General features: G+C 69.4%; 18 protein-coding genes. 7 read left to right on the top strand and 11 right to left on the bottom strand.

What is annotated here, in order from left to right:
* Window positions 1–632 precede the first annotated feature (632 nt).
* Complete coding sequence (gene serC, locus ACPW96_RS14280) at window positions 633–1,751, top strand: phosphoserine transaminase (RefSeq protein ID WP_425820896.1); 1,119 nt, start codon at window positions 633–635, stop codon at window positions 1,749–1,751.
* A gap of 76 nt (window positions 1,752–1,827) precedes the next feature.
* Here serC and ACPW96_RS14285 read toward each other — a convergent pair whose 3' ends face one another.
* The 6 genes from ACPW96_RS14285 to ACPW96_RS14310 all read right to left on the bottom strand — a co-directional run bounded on the left by ACPW96_RS14285 (window position 1,828) and on the right by ACPW96_RS14310 (window position 10,407).
* Complete coding sequence (locus ACPW96_RS14285) at window positions 1,828–2,910, bottom strand: ABC transporter ATP-binding protein (RefSeq protein WP_425883890.1); 1,083 nt, start codon at window positions 2,908–2,910, stop codon at window positions 1,828–1,830.
* A complete protein-coding gene (locus ACPW96_RS14290; RefSeq protein ID WP_425883892.1) occupies window positions 2,907–3,905 on the bottom strand; it encodes an ABC transporter permease in 999 nt (332 codons plus the stop codon). The genes ACPW96_RS14285 and ACPW96_RS14290 overlap by 4 nt, the downstream gene beginning before the upstream one ends.
* Window position 3,906: 1 nt before the next feature.
* Complete coding sequence (locus ACPW96_RS14295) at window positions 3,907–4,887, bottom strand: ABC transporter permease (protein WP_425883894.1); 981 nt, start codon at window positions 4,885–4,887, stop codon at window positions 3,907–3,909.
* Complete coding sequence (locus tag ACPW96_RS14300; protein WP_425883896.1) at window positions 4,884–5,954, bottom strand: ABC transporter ATP-binding protein; 1,071 nt, start codon at window positions 5,952–5,954, stop codon at window positions 4,884–4,886. Before ACPW96_RS14300 ends, ACPW96_RS14295 begins: the two co-directional genes overlap by 4 nt.
* A 73-nt stretch (window positions 5,955–6,027) precedes the next feature.
* Window positions 6,028–7,686, bottom strand: a complete 1,659-nt coding sequence (locus ACPW96_RS14305; RefSeq protein WP_425883898.1) for an ABC transporter substrate-binding protein — start codon at window positions 7,684–7,686, stop codon at window positions 6,028–6,030.
* Window positions 7,687–7,815: 129 nt separating this feature from the next.
* Window positions 7,816–10,407 carry a beta-glucosidase gene (locus tag ACPW96_RS14310; protein ID WP_425883900.1) on the bottom strand — a complete coding sequence of 864 codons (2,592 nt, stop codon included), beginning with the start codon at window positions 10,405–10,407 and terminating at the stop codon, window positions 7,816–7,818.
* A gap of 137 nt (window positions 10,408–10,544) precedes the next feature.
* Between ACPW96_RS14310 and ACPW96_RS14315 the strand changes: the two genes are divergently transcribed.
* Window positions 10,545–11,222 (top strand): TetR/AcrR family transcriptional regulator, encoded by a 678-nt coding sequence (locus tag ACPW96_RS14315; protein WP_425820889.1) that lies wholly within the window; start codon window positions 10,545–10,547, stop codon window positions 11,220–11,222.
* 6 nt (window positions 11,223–11,228) lie between these two features.
* Here ACPW96_RS14315 and ACPW96_RS14320 read toward each other — a convergent pair whose 3' ends face one another.
* Both ACPW96_RS14320 and ACPW96_RS14325 read right to left on the bottom strand, forming a co-directional pair.
* Complete coding sequence (locus ACPW96_RS14320; protein WP_425883902.1) at window positions 11,229–11,900, bottom strand: DUF3027 domain-containing protein; 672 nt, start codon at window positions 11,898–11,900, stop codon at window positions 11,229–11,231.
* Complete coding sequence (locus tag ACPW96_RS14325) at window positions 11,884–12,267, bottom strand: cold-shock protein (RefSeq protein WP_425820887.1); 384 nt, start codon at window positions 12,265–12,267, stop codon at window positions 11,884–11,886. Before ACPW96_RS14325 ends, ACPW96_RS14320 begins: the two co-directional genes overlap by 17 nt.
* A gap of 170 nt (window positions 12,268–12,437) precedes the next feature.
* On the opposite strand from ACPW96_RS14325, the gene ACPW96_RS14330 reads away from it, so the two are divergent.
* Genes ACPW96_RS14330 through ACPW96_RS14340 form a run of 3 tightly spaced genes read left to right on the top strand, consistent with a single transcriptional unit; the run spans window position 12,438 to window position 16,127 of the window.
* The gene (locus ACPW96_RS14330) at window positions 12,438–12,710 is read left to right on the top strand and encodes a multidrug ABC transporter ATPase (protein WP_425820886.1); all 273 of its coding nucleotides are present in this window, start codon (window positions 12,438–12,440) and stop codon (window positions 12,708–12,710) included.
* A 10-nt stretch (window positions 12,711–12,720) separates the two neighbouring features.
* Complete coding sequence (locus ACPW96_RS14335; protein ID WP_425883904.1) at window positions 12,721–14,439, top strand: helicase-associated domain-containing protein; 1,719 nt, start codon at window positions 12,721–12,723, stop codon at window positions 14,437–14,439.
* 38 nt (window positions 14,440–14,477) lie between these two features.
* Window positions 14,478–16,127 (top strand): DNA repair helicase XPB, encoded by a 1,650-nt coding sequence (locus ACPW96_RS14340; protein WP_425883906.1) that lies wholly within the window; start codon window positions 14,478–14,480, stop codon window positions 16,125–16,127.
* Between the two features lie 89 nt (window positions 16,128–16,216).
* On the opposite strand, the gene ACPW96_RS14345 is transcribed toward ACPW96_RS14340, so the two are convergent.
* Window positions 16,217–16,633 (bottom strand): hypothetical protein, encoded by a 417-nt coding sequence (locus tag ACPW96_RS14345; protein WP_425883908.1) that lies wholly within the window; start codon window positions 16,631–16,633, stop codon window positions 16,217–16,219.
* A gap of 110 nt (window positions 16,634–16,743) precedes the next feature.
* A complete protein-coding gene (locus tag ACPW96_RS14350) occupies window positions 16,744–17,235 on the bottom strand; it encodes an SRPBCC family protein (protein ID WP_425820882.1) in 492 nt (163 codons plus the stop codon).
* 106 nt (window positions 17,236–17,341) lie between these two features.
* Between ACPW96_RS14350 and ACPW96_RS14355 the strand changes: the two genes are divergently transcribed.
* Complete coding sequence (locus tag ACPW96_RS14355) at window positions 17,342–17,890, top strand: TetR/AcrR family transcriptional regulator (RefSeq protein WP_425820881.1); 549 nt, start codon at window positions 17,342–17,344, stop codon at window positions 17,888–17,890.
* A gap of 59 nt (window positions 17,891–17,949) precedes the next feature.
* Here ACPW96_RS14355 and ACPW96_RS14360 read toward each other — a convergent pair whose 3' ends face one another.
* The gene (locus tag ACPW96_RS14360; protein ID WP_425883909.1) at window positions 17,950–18,099 is read right to left on the bottom strand and encodes a hypothetical protein; all 150 of its coding nucleotides are present in this window, start codon (window positions 18,097–18,099) and stop codon (window positions 17,950–17,952) included.
* Window positions 18,100–18,108: 9 nt separating this feature from the next.
* Here ACPW96_RS14360 and ACPW96_RS14365 point away from each other — a divergent pair, with 9 nt between their 5' ends.
* The gene (locus ACPW96_RS14365) at window positions 18,109–18,801 is read left to right on the top strand and encodes a response regulator transcription factor (RefSeq protein ID WP_325483469.1); all 693 of its coding nucleotides are present in this window, start codon (window positions 18,109–18,111) and stop codon (window positions 18,799–18,801) included.
* Window positions 18,802–18,816 lie beyond the last annotated feature (15 nt).

Genomic DNA, 18,816 nt, shown 5'->3' on the forward strand with positions numbered 1-18,816 from the left:
TGCGCAGTCGATGTAAGGCAAGCCTATCCACCGTTGCTGTATGCGAGCCGCCGCCCGGCATCCGCCCCGCTCGCGCATCGACGGCGCCGACGCAGCGCGCTCGCGCTGCATAACTTGTCGCACGCGGCGCGAATAGGCGTAGCGCGGTGCGGGAAGTGCAGCACGGACGGGATCCCGTCGCTGTGGCTGCCGGGGCTACCTCGCCGGGAACCTTGACCCCTGTGCCCGGGGAGGAGCGGACTCCTCCCCGGACGGCCGGATGCGCTCACGCCTTCCGCCGCTACCCATCACGTGCACAACGGCGGGGATTCTGCGGGCCACGCCGACGCGCGGCATCCGCTCCCGGCGTGTTGACCACGATCCCCGCCATTGTGCCGAGCGCAATTCGCGGCGGCGGCTCGGCGCACCCGCGCTCCCGCATTGAGCCCGGCCCGCGTGCAGCCCTCACTCCCCCGGTGGCGCTGCGTTGATTGGCGTGCGCGGCGCGAATCGGCGGAGCGCGGTGCGAGAAGTGCAGCGCGAACCGGATGCCGGCCCGGCGAGCGCAGCGCCGAGGGATGCGATGTGACGCAGGGAGACGGGCCACGGCTTCCAGGCGATGCCCGCGAAGCGGCGAACCCTAGAATCGAGAGATGCCGCACGCCGTGATTCCGCGCGACCTCCTGCCCGTCGATGGCCGCTTCGGATGCGGGCCGTCCAAGATCCGCCCCGGCCAACTCGAGGCGCTCGTCGGCCCGGGGGCCGGCATCCTGGGCACCTCCCACCGCCAGGCACCCGTCAAGGACCTGGTGGCACGCACGCGCAGGGGGCTCGGAGAGCTGTTCCGCCTCCCCGACGGCTACGAGATCATCCTGGGCAACGGCGGCTCCACCGCCTTCTGGGACGCCGCCGCCTTCGGGCTCATCGAGAAGCGCAGCCAGAACCTCGTGTTCGGGGAGTTCGGCGGCAAGTTCGCGGCCGCAGCCGGGGCGCCGTGGCTCGACGCCCCCGACGTCCGCAACGCGGCGGCCGGCACGCGCACCGCCGCCGAAGCGGTCGAGGGCATCGACGTCTACGCCTGGCCGCACAACGAGACGTCCACGGGCGTCTCCGCTCCGGTGGAACGGGTGAACGGCGACGCCGGCGCTCTCACGGTGGTCGATGCGACCAGCGCCGCCGGAGGCATCGACTTCGACATCACCGAGGCGGATGTCTACTACTTCGCCCCTCAGAAGAATCTCGGCTCCGACGGTGGCCTCTGGTTCGCCGCCGTCTCCCCCGCCGCCATCGAGCGCATCGAGCGCATCGCGGCCTCCGGCCGGTACATTCCCGAGTTCCTGAGCCTGAAGAACGCCGTCGACAACTCCCGCCTCGAGCAGACGCTGAACACTCCCGCGATCTCGACGCTGGTGCTGCTGGAGAACCAACTCGACTGGATCCAGGGCAACGGCGGCCTGTCGTGGGCCGGCGCGCGCACCGCCGAGTCATCCGGTGCGCTCTACGAATGGGCCGAGGCATCGACGTTCGCGACGCCCTTCGTGACCGATCCGTCGCACCGCTCACCCGTGGTGGCGACCATCGACTTCGACGACAGCATCGACGCCGCGGCCATCGCGAAGACGCTGCGCGCGAACGGCATCGTCGACACGGAGCCGTACCGCAAGCTCGGACGCAACCAGCTGAGGGTCGCGACGTTCGTCTCGATCGAGCCTGAGGACGTGCGGCAGCTGATTCGCTCGATCGACTGGGTCATCGCCAACGCGCAGGAGTAGGGGCGTTTCGTCTCGCTGCGATCGCTCAACGACCGGGACTTATCGGCTGCGCCAGAACGCAGCAACGAAACGAGCCCTACCGCGCCAGCTCCTCCGGAACCGGCCGCGGCGCGAAACCCGCCGCGACGACGCGTTCCGGGTCGTGCCGCAGGCACGCCACCGAGCGCCTCGGATCGTCTCCCTCCACGAGCGGCCCCACCAGCTCCGGCGTCACGGAGCCGCACGGCTCCCAGGCGAACCCGCACCGGTCCCGATAGGGACAGCCACCGCCGAGGCGCGACAAGTCCGGCGGGCTGCCGGGGATTCCGGTCAGCTCGCGGCGCTCTCCTCGCAGCGGCGGGAAGGAGTGCAGCAGGGCGTCCGAGTACGGATGACGGGGGTGCCGGTACACATCGAGCGAAGCGGCATCCTCGACGATCTCGCCCGCGTACATGATCGCGATGCGGTCGGCGATCTCGATGAGCAGCGACACGTCGTGCGTGATGAAGATCACCGAGAAGCCGAGCCGGTCGCGCAGCTCGGCGATCTGCTCGACGATCTGCCGCTGCATCACAACGTCCAGCGCGGTGGTCGGCTCGTCCATGATGAGCACCTGCGGCTCGAGCGCCAGCGCCATCGCGATCATCACGCGCTGGCGCATCCCGCCCGAGAGCTGGTGGGGGTATGACCGCAGGCGGTCGGGCGCGATGCCCACCATCTCGAAGAGCTCCGCGGCCCTGCCCTGGGCATCGGCCTTCGACATCCCCGGGCGATGCGCGAGGATCCCGTCCACGAGCTGCCGCCCGACGCGGTAGACCGGGTTGAGCGAGTTCATCGCACCCTGGAAGACGATCGCCAGGTCCTGCCAGCGCGTCTGGCGCAGCTCGTCATCCGAAAGCGCCAGGATGTCGCGGCGCAAGCCGTCGCGGCCCGTGAAGTGCACGGCGCCGCCCGTGATGAGCCCTGGCGGGGGCAGCAGGCGGGTCGCGGCATACGCCAGCGTGGACTTTCCGCATCCCGATTCCCCGGCGAGACCGAGCACCTCCCCGCGGCCGAGCGTCAGCGATACCTGCCGCAGCACGTGGGTCGGATCGTCATCGAAGCCGTAGTCGACCGACAGGTTCTCGATCTCGAGGACCGGATCCGTGACGGTGCGCAGGGGTGCGGTGGTGCCGATCATGCCCGATCCTCCGGTGCTTCGCGCACGACGGGCGTGAACCCGATGCGGGGGCGGATGCCGCGCTTGCGGAGCGAGCGGGCATTGAGGTCCGTCGACCGCAGACGCGGGTTGACGAACTCGTCGATGCCGAAGTTGACCAGGGCGAGCGCCATGCCGACGAGGGCGATGCAGAGGCCGGCCGGCACGAACCACCACCAGGCCCCCCGTTGCAGCGCCAGCTGGGCCTGCGCCCAGTAGAGGATCGTGCCCCAGTTCCAGTCGCCGGTCGTCCCGATGCCGATGAACGACAGCGTGATCAGGGAGAGGATGGCGAAGGACACGGTGCCCACGAACCCGGCCGCGATGATGGCCGTGAGGTTCGGCAAGATCTCGGCCGTGATGATGCGCCAGGTGCGTTCACCGTTCGCGCGGGCCGCTTCGACGAAGTCCCGCCGCCGGAGCGACAGCGTCTGCGCACGCAGCACGCGGGCACCCCACGCCCAGCCGGTGATCGCGATGACAAGGGCGACGGTGATCCCGCCGGCGGAGGGCAGCTGGCCGGCGATGATGATGATCAGCGGCAGCTGCGGGATGACGAGGAACACGTTGGCGAGGACCGAGAGGCTCTCATCCCCCACTCCCCCGATGTACCCCGCGGTGACGCCGACCACCACACCGATGGCCGTCGCGACAAACCCGGCGACGAACCCGACGACCATGACTCCCCGCGTGCCGACGAGCAGCTGCGAGAAGATGTCCTGCCCGAGATGCGTCGTACCGACCAGGTGCTCCCACGACGGCGGCTGCAGGATGTCGTCGCTGCGGGCACTCGGATCGTACGGGGCGATCCACGGTCCGATGATCGCGATCAGGGTGAAGAACCCGAGGATCGCGAGCCCGGTCAGGGCCTTGCGGTTGCGCAGGAACAGGAATCGCCGCTTGCCGCCGGCCGACGGCGCCGTGGCGTCGGGGCCGACCTCGGCGGATTCGCTGACCAGCGAGGTGTCGATGGCCATCTCAGCCCTCCTGTCGGGTGCGGGGATCGAGGACGCCGTACGCGAAATCGGCGGCGATGTTCGCCACCAGCACGGCGATGGTGATGACCAGGAAGATGCCCTGCATCAGGGGGTAGTCCTTGGCCGCGACGGCGGTGAAGAGGAAGTAGCCGATGCCCTGGTAGGAGAAGACGATCTCCATCACGAGCGTGCCCCCGACGATGAAGCCGAGCGAGAGGGCGAAGCTCGAGATCTGCGGCAGGATCGAGTTCCGCGCGGCGTATCCCCAGAGCACCTTCCGCTCGGACAGCCCCTTCGCGTGGGCGACGGTGACGTAGTCCTCGGACGAGACGGTCACCATCATGTTGCGCATGCCGAGCATCCAGCCCGCGACCGACGCGATGACGATCGTGATGGCCGGAAGCGTGCCGTAGTAGATGACGGAGCCGATGAATTCCCACGAGAGCTCGGGCACCAGGTTGCGGTCGTAGCTGCCGCTTGCGGGAAACCAGCCGAGCGTGACCGAGAAGATCGAGATCGCGATGAGCGCCAGCCAGAAGTACGGCACGGCCGAGAAGAAGGTCGAGATGGGCAGCAGCGAGTCCGCCCACGTGCCCCGCCGCCAGCCGATGCCCGCGCCGACGAGCGTGCCGATCGTGAAGCTCAGCAGGGTCGCGATGCCGACCAGCCCGACCGTCCACGGCAGCGCCTGGGCGATCACCTCGGACACGGGCGTCGGAAAGTAGGTGAACGACGTGCCGAGGTCGCCGGAGAGCAGCAGGCGCCAGTAGTCGACGTACTGGTCCCACAGCGTCGACTCCTGATCGAGGCCGAAGAGCGTCCGAAGCGATGCGGCGGCGTCGGTGGAGATCCGTCCCTGGTTCTTGGCGATGAGGGCGCTCACCGGGTCGCCGGGCATGATGCGCGGGATGACGAAGTTGATCGTCACGGCGGCCCACAGGGTGATCAGGTAGAAGCCGACGCGGCGGAGGAAGAATCTCATCGGGCCTCCTCCGCATTCAGGGGCGGCACATCGATGCTCGGGCGCTCGCCGTACGCCTCGAGCACGGAACCCACGAGGGGGCGGTTCTCGCGGTCGGAGTATCCCCAGCACGCGGCCTCACGACCGTCGCCGACGTGGAGGAGCGGGGGCACCTCGGCCTTGCACAGCTCGGTCGCGAACGGGCAGCGAGGGTGGAACCGGCATCCGGTCGGGGGCGTGACGAGGCTCGGCGCCTCGCCGCGCGCGCCGCGGGCGCGGGCCGTCAGGTCGTCGGGGTCGGGCGCCGATGCGATCAGAAGCTGGGTGTACGGATGCTTCGGGTCCTGCGTGAGGGACTCCGAATCACCCGTCTCCACGACCCGGCCGGCGTACATCACCATCGTGCGGTCGGCGAAATAACGCGCAGACGCGATGTCGTGCGTGATGTAGAGGATGGCGATGCCCAGCCGGTCGCGCAGGTCGCGCAGCAGATTCAGGATGCCGAGGCGGATCGACACGTCGAGCATCGAGATCGGCTCGTCGGCGAGCAGCACCTCGGGGTTGGCCGCGAGCGCACGCGCGATGGCGACGCGCTGGCGCTGACCACCGGACAGCTCGTGCGGGAACTTGTCGATGTAGCGCTCGGCGGGCGTCAGCTGCACGCGACCGAGCAGTTCCCGGAGCGCGGCCTCGAGCTCGTCTCCCGTGAGCCGGCCGCGATGGATGCGCAGGCTGCGGGTGAGGATGTAGCGCACGGTGTGCACGGGGTTCAGCGACCCGAACGGGTCCTGGAAGATCATCTGCACCCGCCGCGCGTAGCGACGGAAGGCGCGTCCGCCGCGGGCGGTCGCGTCCTCGCCGTGCAGCAGGAGCCGGCCGGAGGTGACCGGCATCAGCTGGGCGAGCAGTCGCGCGATCGTTGACTTGCCGGACCCCGACTCGCCCACCAGGGCGACTACGCGACCGCTGAACAGCGAGATGTCCACGTCGTCGACGGCGTGCACCGAGCCGGCGCCGCGGCCGCGGAGGCGGAAGTACTTTCGCAGGGCGACGGCCTGCAGAACGGGGGTGTCGGCGTCGACGGTCATGATCCACCTGAGGGTATCGGGAGGGAACGGGATGCGGCGGGCGGCCTCGCAGGCGCCCGCCGCATCCGTTCCGTCACTTCGTGGGCGTCAGCTTGGACAGGATGAGCGCCGCCTGCGGCCCGGTGGGCTGCGGGTTGGCGTACGGGTCCTCGTCCGTCGGAAAGCCGGTGTAGTTCGCCGTCGAGTACTGCGCCACCGCCGGGCGCGACCAGATGATCAGACCGGGTACGTCCTCGACGAAGCGCTGCTGCACCACATCGAGCGCCGCCTGGCGGTCCTCGTCGGACGTGCCGGCCTTGAACCGCGCCAGCGCGTCCGTCACCTCGTCGTTCTTGTAGCGGCCGTAGTTCCACGTCGCCGTCTCACCAAGCGGCACGTACGAGGCGCCGTCCATGATGTTGGAGTACATGTTCCACGGCGTGCTTCCGCCGTCCGTCCAGTGCAGCGAGGCCTGGAAGTTGCCGAACGGGATGGTGTCGTTGAACCAGGTGTCGGCGACGATGGGCTCGACGGTCGCCTCTGCGCCGAGCGCCGCGGCACCCTCGGCGATGATGCCGAGCGCGTCGAGGTAGTCGGTCCAGCCGCTCGGGTTGGTGAGCACGAAGCTGACCGGCTCGCCGTCGGGGTCGATGAGCGCCTCGCCCGACCAGGTGTACCCGGCACCCTCGAGGAGCGACCGTGCGCCCTCGACGTCGACGTCGAGCTCCTGGCCCTGGTAGGCCTCGGAGATGAAGGCGTCGCCGGAGGGCTGCGGCAGCCCGGTCACGCTCGTGATCTCGGGCCAGACGCCGTAGCCGGCGGTCGCCGAGATGTCACCGCGGTCGACGACCATGTTGAGCGCCTGGCGGAACGCCACGTCGTTGAAGGGCTTGGTCTCGTTGTTCAGGTAGAGCACGTCCACGCCGAACCCGCCGCCGGCGACCTGGTGGTTGTTCTCCGGGTCCTTCGCGATGTAGGTCTGCTCGTAGTCGGGGATGAACGTCCAGCCCCACTGCGCCTCGCCCGTGGTGAGGGCGGTGGTGAGTCCGTTGTTGTCGTTGAACGCGTCGTAGCGCAGCTGCGCCACCTGCGGCTTCGCGCCCCAGTAGTCGTCGTTCGGCACCAGCGTGACCGACTGCGGCGTGAAGGACTTGAGCGTGAACGGGCCGGTGCCGACCATCTCGTCATTGGTCCACTTCACCGGGTCCTGATCGGCCCAGAGGTGCTCGGGCACGATCAGCAGCCGGTAGAGCTTCGCCTGGTTGACGAACTGGCCGGACGTGAAGCCGACGGTGACCGTGTTGCCGTCGACCGAGATGTCGCCGTACTGGTCGGGGAAGTCGGCGTTCAGCTCCGGGTTGTCCTTGCGCAGCTGAATGGAGAACGCGATGTCCTCGGCGGTGAAGTCCTCGCCGTCCGACCACTTCACGCCCTCGCGCGCCGTGATGACCGCCTGCGTGGAGTCCTCGTTCCACTCCACCGACTCCGCGAGCCACGGGGTGGGCGGGTCGGTCGGCTTGACGTCGTTGACCTGCATCAGCGACTCGTAGACGGCGAACGCGTAGCCGAGCGAGAGGGATGCCGAACCCGTGGCGAGCGGGTTCTGGTTGGGCTGCTGCGGGCCGTTGGGCATGCCGACGGTCAGCACCGCTCCGCTGCTGTCGGTGTCTCCGCTGCTTCCTGCGCAGCCGGTGGCGACGAGCGCCACCGCCGCCATTCCGGCTGCGATGGACAGGATCCTGCGCTTGTTCACGAGTGCCTCCTTGCCTCGGTTGTGGACGTGCGAGCGTCTGCTGTCTGGATGCGCGCTCTTGCGGTGCCTGACATCTCAATGCCTCCTTGCATCTGTGGGTCCTGAATCTGTCGGTCGGTGTACTGCTGCTCAGTCCGCGATCGTGTGCGGCGCCGCAAGGCGGAGGTCCCGGCTGGATCGACCGGTGCGCACACGGTAGGCGCCGCTCGGCAGGATCCATGCGCTGCGGTCGACCGACCACGTCTCGAACGACCGACGGGCGATGGGCACGTCGACGCTCGCGCTGCCGCCGGCGGCGACATCCGCCACTGCGAAACCCGCCAGCCAGCGCACCGGGCGCTCCGGGTCGCCCCCTGGTGCCTCGAGGTACACCTGCACCACCTCGCGTGCGTCGCGGTCGCCGGTGTTCCGGATCGTGACGCGCGCGGTGAGGAACGCGTGGGTGTCGGACGTTGTGCCCGGAGTGGTGTCCGGCGCGGTGCCGGAGGTCAGCTCGAGTCGCTCGTATCGCCAGGATCCGAAGCCCAGCCCGAAGCCGAACTCGCGGGCAGGCGTGCGCTCGAGACGGTCCCACCCGCGGTGCCCGACATCCACGCCCTCGGTGTAATCGATGTAGCCCGCGTGCGGGCGGCCGTGCGGGACGGGCACGTCGGCTTCATCGGCGGGAAGGGTCCACGGGAGCCGTCCGGACGGTTCGATGGCTCCCGTCAGCACGGCGGCGAGGGATGCCCCGGCCTCCTGCCCGGGGAGCCACCACCAGAGCACGGCGGCGACGTCGTCGAGCCACGGCAGCAGCACGGGCGCTCCCGCGTTGACCACGACGACAGTGCGCGGGTTGGCCGCCGCCACCCGGCGAACGAGCTCGTTCTGCCGACCGGGCAGGGCGAGGTCGGGGCGGTCCCAGCCCTCGGACTCGGTCTCGGGGTTCGTTCCCACGACCACGACGGCCACGTCGGCGGCCGCAGCTGCCGCGACCGCGGCATCCAGTTCCTCATCGATGCTCGGACCGGGCGTGCGGTGACGCAGGTGCACCCGCACGAAGCGGCCATATGCATCGGCGTCGACGACCTGCGCGTCGACCTCGACGCGCACGGCTCGCGGGTCATCGATCGCGAGATGCGCGGTGCGCGTTTCGGGGTTGGCGTAGCTCGAGTCGAGCACCACCTCCGCTCCGACACGCACGTCCGACGAGCCGATGGACGCCCCGTCGACCCGCACGTCGTGCGCCCCGACCGGCGCCACCTCCAGGGCGTGCTCGCCGGATGCCTCGAGCAGCACGTCGGCCGTCAGGCGGACACGGACGACGGCATCGTCCTCGATCGGGAACCAGATGAGCGCTGGATCGGCGAGCACGTGCGCGGAGCGAACGGCACCGCCGGCATCCAGTTCCTCCACGAGGATTCCGGCGGTGCCATCCGGAGTGCGCACACCCTCGAGCGGGATGCTCGGAGCGCCGACCGTGGTGACGCCGCCGCGGGCGAGCTCGACGGATGCCCCCGGGAACGCCGCGCGCAGCGCCTCGAGCGGGTCTCCGATGTGCGGAGCGCTGACGAAAGCGCTCCCGCCACCCTGGGTGAACGGCTGAACGGCGTTGTGGCCGAGAAGGGCGATCCGGCGGATGCCGGAGGGGTCCAGGGGCAGGATGCCTCCGTCGTTCCGGAGGACGACCGTGCTGCGCGCCGCCGCCTCCGTCAGGAACGCGACGACCTCGGCGTCGTCCGGCTCGGGTCCGGCCTCCGACGCGTCGTACGCGCCCACCTGGCCCGGATGCCCGCTGAGAGCCCCGACGCGGGCGGCGAGCAGCAGGATGCGGGCGACCTTGTCATCGAGAACGGCCTCGGGCACGAGTCCGTCGCCCACGGCCTGCACCAGGTGCGCGCCCCACGGGCCGCCGGGGCCGGGCATCACGAGATCGAGCCCGCCTAGGGCCGAGCCCACGGTGTCGCGCGTGGCGAGCCAGTCGCTCACGACGACGCCGTCGAAGCCCCACTCGCCCTTCAGCAGATCGTTGAGGAGGGGACCGTGCCCCGTGGCGGTGGCATCCACCCCTCCGTACGAGACGCCGTTGTAGGCCGCCATCACGGTCCAGGCACCCGCGTCGATGATCGCCTCGAACGGCGCGAGGTACACCTCGCGGAACGTGCGATCGTCGATGCGCGACCGGTACTGCGTGCGGTCGGTCTCGGTCTCATTCGCCACGAAGTGCTTCACGGAGGCCGCGATCCCCCGCTCCTGCAGGCTCGCGACGAAGGCGGCGCCGAGACGCGCCGTGAGCAGGGGGTCTTCGGAGAGGCACTCGAAGTGCCGCCCGCCGACCGGGCTGCGCTGCAGGTTCACCACGGGTGCGAGCACGACGTCGACGCCCTTGCGCCGGGCTTCGCCGGCGATGAGCCGCGCGATGCTGCGCTGCAGCGTTTCGTCCCAGGTAGCGGCTGTGGCCGACGGCGCCGGCAGCTGGGCGGAGGGCAGGCCGTCCTCGCCGGTCCCCCGCACGCCGACGGGCCCGTCCGAGAGCGTGATGGGACGCAGCCCGATCTCGGCGATCTCGCCGAGCGTCCAGGTCGTCGCTCCGGTGAGCAGTGCCACCCTGGTCTCGAGGGGCAGCTGCCGCGCCCGCGTCATCGCCTCGTCGATGTCCGCCAGGGGCAGAGCCTCAGCGCCCGCGGGAGGCCCCGCCTCCGTACCGAGGGGATGCACGTCCGGGGCCGTCGTTGCCGTCACGCCTATACTCCAATTCGACTCACCGATGAGTCATGAGGGTATGGTTGCACACTTACTGACATGTAAGTAACTTGGTATCCATAACGGTTGGATAACGAGGGCGTACCCCGTCGACGAGCACGCGAGAGGGATGGGCGATGGCAGCGAAGAGCACCGCTGAGCGCGGGGCCGCGACGGCCGCCGCCGACAGAGTGGCCAAGCCCCAGGCGAAGACCACCGAGCGCCGTGAGGCGGTGCTGCGGGCGGCGATGACCGTGTTCGGCCAGCGCGGATACAACAAGGGCGCACTGGTCGAGGTCGCCGAGCAGGCGGGGATGACGCACGCCGGCGTGCTGCACCACTTCGGGTCGAAGGAGGCCCTGCTCGTCGCGATGCTGCAGTACCGGGACGGCGAGGAGGCCGCCGGGGTGCCGGGGCGTGCCCAGACGGAGGGCCCCGCGTTCCTGGGGCATCTCCTGGACACCGTGGTCGAGAACACCACACGCCCGGGGGTGGTGCAGACCTACACGGTGCTCTCCGCGGAATCGGTCACCGAGGGCCATCCCGCGCAGCAGTACTTCCGGGAGCGCTTCTCGATCCTGCGCAGCAAGATCGCCGGGGTGCTCGCCGAAGTCAGCGGTCGCGACGCCGACGACCCAGAGGTGCGGGATGACGCATCCGCCCTCATCGCCATGATGGACGGGCTGCAGGTGCAGTGGCTGCTCGATCCCGACGACGTCGACATGCCGCGCATCATCGAGAAGATCATGGACCAGCTGGTCGATCGGCTGACCACTCGCTCGGTGGCGCCGCCGTTCCCCCGCCCGAAGGACTGAGCGGGCCTAATAGTCCCTGAGGCCCTCTTCGCCGTCGTCCGCGTCGCCGAGGTCCGCGTCGTCGTCGTCGCCGTCGGCATCCGCGTCGACGGCATCCGGGTCGTCGTCGTCATCTGCGGCGTCGTCATCCGCGTCGTCGTCGTCATCGTCATCCGACTCGTCGAACTCGTCCTCGACCAGGTCCGCGTCGCCGAGCTCGTCCTCTTCGTCGCTCTCATCGAGCACGTCGATGTCGACCCCGTCCACATCGCCGGCGTGCAGGATCGGCGAGCCGTCGGCGTCGAAGTCGGCGGCGTCGAGGTCGTCCACGTCGGCGAACTCGTCGTCCACCTCGTCTTCGGCTTCGGCGAGCACCCCCGCGGCTGCCTGCAGAGCGTGGTAGTCGGCAAGGCGCTCGGCCCACGGCACCCACTCCGGAGCCAGCAGCGCCCCTTCCCGTGGAAGCAGTTCGGCCTCCAGCACGGTCGGCTCCTCGTCGCCGACCCGGGCGATGGTGACCGTCCAGTACCACCCGGGATAGCCGTGCAGTCTGTTTTCGAAGAGCAGCGAGAGAACACCGTCGTCTTCGACGAGGTGCCCGGCCGGGTCACCGATCGTGGCCTCGGGCGTGATCTCCTTCAGCGCCGCGCGCGCGAGGTCGTGTGCTTCGAGAAGACGAGGATCAGGCGTCGAAGTCATCCGCGACCTTGCGCAGCACCGCTGCGACCTTGCTCGCGTGCGCACCGCTCGGGTAGCGGCCCCTGCGGAGGTCCCCGCCGATGCCGTCGAGCAGCTTCACGAGATCCTCGACGATGATCGCCATGTCATCCGCCGGCTTGCGCTTGGCCTTCGCCAGGCTCGGCGGAGCCTCGAGCACCCGGACCGACAGCGCCTGCAGGCCGCGCTTGCCGTCGGCGACGCCGAACTCCAGTCGGGTGCCGGCCTTGGGCGCGGTGGTCCCGGCGGGCAGCGCGGTGGCGTGCAGGAAGACGTCCTGGCCGTCATCGGAGGCGATGAAGCCGAAACCCTTCTCCTCGTCGTAGAACCTGACCTTGCCGGTGGGCATGACAAACCTCGCTGTGTTTCTCCCCGCGCGACTCGCGGATGGACGTACTCGCGGCGCCGATGGACCCGCATATCAAGCCTACGGCACCGAGTCGGAGAAGGCGGGGTCGGCAAGAGGGCGGAGACCGCCCCACCTCGTCCGTCCCCGCCCGTGCGACTACGATGATGAGGATGAGCACCCCCGCGTCCGACGACGTTCCCGTTCGTCGCATCGACCGCATCCTGGCGTTCATGTCGCTCGGCATCGCACTGCTGTCGATCATCTGCTTCTTCGCGATCATCATCGGCACCGCCACGGGCATGGAACAGCGCGACTTCGGCCAGGGGATCTGGCCGATGATCGCCGCCATCCCCCTGTTCGGGCTGCCGATCGCGTTCGTGCTGATCATCGTGCTGCTGATCATGAGCTTCGTTCGGAGGGCGCGAGCCGCGAAGAACGCGTGACTCCCCTCCCATGACCACAGACGCGCGCACGCTCGCAGCCCGTCTGGCCGCGCGGGACGACGACGACCTCGCCCGTCTTTTCGCGGCCCGCGGCGTTCACGACAACCCGCACTGGCGCGACTTCTTCGATGCCGCCGAGGGGCTGCTGGATGCCTCATCCGTCGCCGTCGCCCTCGCCGGCGTGCCGCGCGACCTCGCTGCCGAACTCGCCACGGCGTCCGAGACGGGCGAACCCGTTCCCGGCGAGGCGGCCGCGCGGCTCGCCTCACTCGCCCTCGTCGACGAAGCCGGTCACCCCTACGCGGTCGTCGGCGCGGCGATGCGCGGCAGGCACATCACCGCGCCGGCGGCATCCGTGCCCGCTCCCGCCTCCCCCGAGGGCACTGCGCGCGCCGCGGAGCGCGCCTTCACGACGATCGCGGCGCTGGCGGAGACGCTCATCGCCTGCCTGCACGCGCCGCTCGCCCGCATCGGCACGGGGCTGGTCGGCGCTGTCGACCGCCGGCGCCTCGTCGAGCTGGCGATCGTGTCGGACCCCGCCGAGGTCGACGGGCTCGTGCTGCTCGCCCAGACGGCGGGACTGCTGCGGGTGTCGGCACGATCGTGGCTCGTCACCGAGGCCGGGGCCCGGTGGCTGCGCGAGCCGACGGCCGCACGCTGGGTCGAGGTGGCGGGCGGATTGCGCGACGCGCTGCCCGATGGCCTCCGCACGGCCGACGGCGGATGGATCGACCCGGCCGAGTGGACCGACGCCTACCCGCTGGATGACGGATGGCCCGAGCGGGCCGAGCGACTGCGGATGTCTGCACGACTGATCGGGCTGCTCGCGGACGACGGCAGCGAGCCGCCGTGGGCCGTTCCGGTGCGGACCGGCGAGGAGCCCGACCCTGCGTCGCTGCAGGCCCTGCTTCCCAGCGAAGTGGAACGCGTGTACCTGCAGAACGATCTCACCGCGATCGCTCCCGGTCCTCTCGCACCCGCCCTCGACGTACGGCTTCGCACCATGGCCGTCCGCGAGTCGCACGCCCAGGCATCCACCTACCGGTTCACCGCCGACTCCATCGCCGGCGCACTCACGGAGGGCGAGTCCTCCGAGTCGATGCGAGCCTTCCTCACCGAGCTTTCGCTGACCGGTCTTCCGCAGCCGCTGGAGTACCTGATCGAGCGCACGGGTGAGCGGCACGGGCTCGTCCGGGTCGGCACGGACGCGGTTTCCGGGCGCACCCGCATCACGAGCGATGACACCGGGGTTCTCGAGATGCTGGCCGTCGATCAGGCGCTTCGCCCGCTCGGCCTCTTGCGTGAGAGCGGCGGTCTGCTCTCGCGCGCTCCCCGCGATGCCGTCTACTGGTCGCTCGCCGATGCCCGCTATCCGGTGGTCGCGGTCGACCACGGCGACCGGCCCGAGGCACTGCACCGCTACCGCCTCGCTCCGTCCGAGACCGACGGCGCGCGTGAGCACGACCCGCACGTCACCCTGGTCGCGACACTCCGGGCCGGGCAAGGCACGGATGCCGATTCCGCCTGGCTCGGCCGGGAACTGGATGCGGCCGTTCGCACCAAGTCGATCGTCGCGGTGGTCGTCGCGCTTCCCGACGGCTCGAACCGGGAGTTCACGCTCGAGGCGACGGGCCTCGGCGGAGGTCGCCTGCGGGGCCGCGACAAAGGCGCCGACGTCGAGCGAACCCTTCCCGTCTCGAGCATCGTCAGCGTGCGGACGGTGGCCTGAGTCCGTCCGCTCCGCGAACCCGCGTAGAATTGACCGTTATGTCTGACGGCCCACTCATCGTGCAGAGCGATCGCACCGTGCTGCTCGAGGTGGCGCATCGCGACGCCGAGACCGCTCGCCACGAGCTCGCCATCTTCGCCGAGCTCGAGCGCGCACCCGAGCACATCCACACCTACCGCGTCACGCGGCTGGGGCTCTGGAACGCCCGCGCCGCCGGGCATCAGGCCGAGGACATGCTGGAGACCCTCGAACGGTGGTCGAAATTCCCCGTGCCGCCATCGGTGTCCATCGACATCCGCGAGACCGTCGGGCGCTACGGCCGCCTGGTGATCGAGCGCGACGACGAAGGACTGCTGGTGCTGCGCAGCACCGACCCCGCCGTGCTCGCCGAGGTGTCGCGCAACAAGCGCATCCAGCCGCTGCTCATCGGGCATCCGACTCCGAATTCCTACGTCGTCGACGCCTGGGCGCGGGGGCACATCAAGCAGGAGCTGCTGAAGATCGGCTGGCCGGCCGAAGACCACGCCGGCTACACTCCGGGAACGCCGCACGAGATCGAGCTGAACAGCGACGGGTGGTCCTTGCGCCCGTACCAGAACAAGGCGGTGGAAAGCTTCACCGAGGGCGGCTCAGGCGTCGTCGTGCTCCCCTGCGGCGCGGGCAAGACGCTCGTCGGCGCGGGGGCGATGGCGGCGACCGGCACCACCACCCTCATCCTCGTGACGAACACCGTCAGCGCGCGCCAGTGGCGCGACGAGCTGCTCAAGCGCACCACGCTCACCCCCGAGGAGATCGGCGAGTACTCGGGGCAGGCCAAAGAGGTGCGCCCCGTCACCATCGCGACGTATCAGATCCTCACCGCCAAGCGGAAGGGCGAGTACGCCCACCTGGCCCTGCTGGATGCGCTGGACTGGGGGCTCATCGTCTACGACGAGGTGCACCTGCTGCCGGCTCCGGTGTTCAAACTCACCGCCGACCTGCAGGCGCGTCGGCGCCTGGGCCTCACGGCGACCCTCGTGCGCGAGGACGGTCGCGAGGGCGACGTGTTCAGCCTCATCGGCCCTAAGCGCTTCGATGCGCCGTGGAAGGAGATCGAGGCGCAGGGCTTCATCTCCCCCGCGGTCTGCTACGAGGTCCGCATCGACCTGCCGGCCGGTGACCGCCTCGAGTATGCGGCCGCCGCCGACGACGAGCGCTACCGGCTTGCCGCCACCGCGCACGCCAAGATCGGCGTCGTGAGGCGCCTGGTCGAACGGCACGAAGGCGAGCGGATCCTCGTCATCGGTCAGTACCTCGACCAGATCGACATCCTCGCAGAGGCCCTGAACGCCCCCAAGATCACGGGCTCGACCCCTGTCGATGAGCGCGAGACGCTCTACCAGCAGTTCCGGGTGGGGGAGATCTCGCTGCTCGTGGTGTCGAAAGTCGCCAACTTCTCGATCGACCTGCCGGAGGCATCCGTCGCCATCCAGGTCTCCGGTTCGTTCGGCTCCCGCCAGGAGGAGGCACAGCGCCTCGGCCGCCTGCTGCGGCCCAAGGAATCGGGCCGGACGGCGAGCTTCTACACGCTCATCGCGCGCGACACGGTCGACCAGGACTTCGCCCAGAACCGGCAGCGCTTCCTCGCCGAGCAGGGCTACAGCTACACGATCCTCGACGCGGACGGGATTTCGGCGAACGCCGCCTGACCCGTGGGACGGAGCCGGCAGCGCGCACAGCGCTGATCAGCTGGCAGGCCCGTCGCGCTCGCGCCGGCAGCGATGGCGGTTCTGCGGCCTCACCCCGCGATCGTGGCGCCGATGGCCACGCCCACGCTGGAGAAGAAGACCACGCCACTGAATACCCCGTGGAAGCGGACGCTCGCGGGAACCCCACCGCGGAAGACGTCGACGATGAATTGCCAGTACTCGACCCCGACCGCGCGCTTCTCCCCGCCCCTGAGTCGGCGTCCGCGGCGGCGCATGATGCTGTCCCCGAATGGGATCCCGACGCAATAGATGAGGACATTCGCCCACGCGAAGGCGACCGCGTCGGTGATGATGAAGGCGATCCACAGGGCAAGCGCGACGATCATCAGCGCCACGTGCGTGATGATCGAGCCGGCATGGGCCTGACTGTGGCGCGCCCATCCGACGAGCATCCACAGCCCCACCGCGGCCTGAATAGCCCACGCCACCAGCACGAAGTACCCCACGTGCGCGATGTTACTACACTCATAGTGATTCCGCACTACTTTCGTAGTGCGGTCGCTGAGTGCGACGGAGGATCCTCCTCCCCGAAGCCGAAGTGGCTTCGTTCGCGCGCTCAGTCCGTGCGTTGCGGCTCTCCCGCGAGGAAGGTGTCGAGGCGGGCCAGCCCGCCGGGCCAGGCGACGTTCGCGAAGAAGTCGCGCATCTCGGTCGCAGGGAACCCGGTCTGCTCGACCGTGACGAGTGTGCCCCCGCCTGTCGGCTCGAACGTCATGACGATCCGTGTCTCGAGCACGGGCATCCGCTGTCCGCCGATCGTGGACTCGGCGACGAGGTCAGTGACCAGGCGACGCGGTCGATCGATCTCGGCGTACGTCTGCACATCGTGGACCTCGGTCTCCGGGTTCGGACGGAACCGCGCCTCCCAGGCTCCGCCGACGCGCAGGTCGACGGAGGTCTCCACCGCACCACCATCAGGACCGAGCGCCGACAACCAGCTGCGCTGCTTGGCGGGATCCGTATACGCGTCGAACACCTCCTCCGGAGTGGCGTGCAGTTCCCGCTGCACTCGCAGCCCGACGGACTCGGTCGATTTGATCTCACTCATGACACTCCTCCTGCTCTGGTGCGACCGCCCGCGCCATGTCGAACAGCGTACTACGCTCGTAGTGAATTGTCACTATGAGCGTAGTATCTGATGCTAGGTTCGTTCCATGGCCATCACGCGGGAACGAGCTCTCGAAGCCGCCGTCCGACTTGTCGGCGAGCAGGGCGTGCGTGCACTCACCCACGCCCGCGTTGACATCGAGGCCGGGCTCCCCAAGGGATCCACCTCGAACTGGTTCCGCACCCGCGATGCGCTCGTCGCCGGCGTACTGGTGTGGATCGCCGAGCATGAGCGCGCAGAGCTGACCGCCGCAATGGAACCAGCCCACACGGTCGATGAGGTCGTCGACGTGTTCACACGCCTGCTCGAGGACGCAACGAGCCGAAATGCAGTGCGCACGCGGGCTCGGTATGCGCTCTTCCTCGAAACAACGGCGGCCCCCGGGGCACAGCCATCGATGCGCGCACAGCGCTCGATGTTCGAGGAGTGGACGCGGGAGCGCCTGTCGACGCTCGGCGCCAAGAATCCGGACGTCGCAGCCCGCGCTCTGCTCGCCTTCTGCGCCGGTCTCATCGTCAACCGGCTGACGGTCGCCCCCGACACACTGATCCGCCCGACGGTCGAGATCGCCGTCCGAGGCTGCCTGACGACCTGATTCGCGCGCGCGTCGGCAGGGCGCGAGGCAGCGGAAGGACACGAAGCCGTTGCCGTCAGTCACGCCACCCGGCCACCGTTGGACTGCGGGGTCTCCGCGTCGTGGAGGCGGCCCAGCGGCAACATCGGGGTGTCGTCGCGGCGGGCCGGAATGGAGTGATCGGTGCCGTTCCGGCCGATATCCGCACACCGCATGGGTTCGGTGGCCATAATGAGGGCATGACCGCACCTCGCATCCTGGTCGTCGACGACGAGCCGAACATCCGAGACCTGCTCATCACCAGCCTGCGCTTCGCGGGCTTTCAGGTGAGGGCCGTCTCCAACGGCGCCCAGACCATCTCCGCCGTGCTCGAAGAGGAACCGGATCTGATCGTCCTGGACGTCATGCTCCCCGACATGAACGGATTCAGCGTCACCAAGCGTCTCCGCGGCGCGGGGTACACCGCTCCGATCCTCTTCCTCACCGCCAAGGACGAGACGGAAGACAAGATCACGGGTCTCAACGCGGGCGGCGACGACTACGTCACCAAGCCGTTCTCGCTCGATGAGATCGTCGCACGCATTCAGGCGATACTCCGCCGCACCATGCAGGCCGACGAGGAGTCGGTCATCCGCGCGGGCGAGCTCACGATGGATCAGGACACCCACGACGTGCTCGTCGGCGATGCCTCCATCGATCTCAGCCCCACGGAGTTCAAGCTGCTGAGGTACCTCATGCTGAACCCCAATCGCGTGCTCTCGAAGGCCCAGATCCTCGATCACGTGTGGGAGTACGACTTCAACGGCGATGCGGGCATCGTCGAGAGCTACATCTCATACCTGCGACGTAAGATCGATCCGCACTCGTCGGAGTCGCTCATCCAGACCAAGCGCGGCTTCGGCTACATGCTGAAGGCGGGCAAGACCGCCTGACGCCGACCGAACTCG

The organism is Micromonospora sp. DT81.3, assembly GCF_049847225.1.
Classification (GTDB): Bacteria; Actinomycetota; Actinomycetes; order Actinomycetales; family Microbacteriaceae; genus Microbacterium.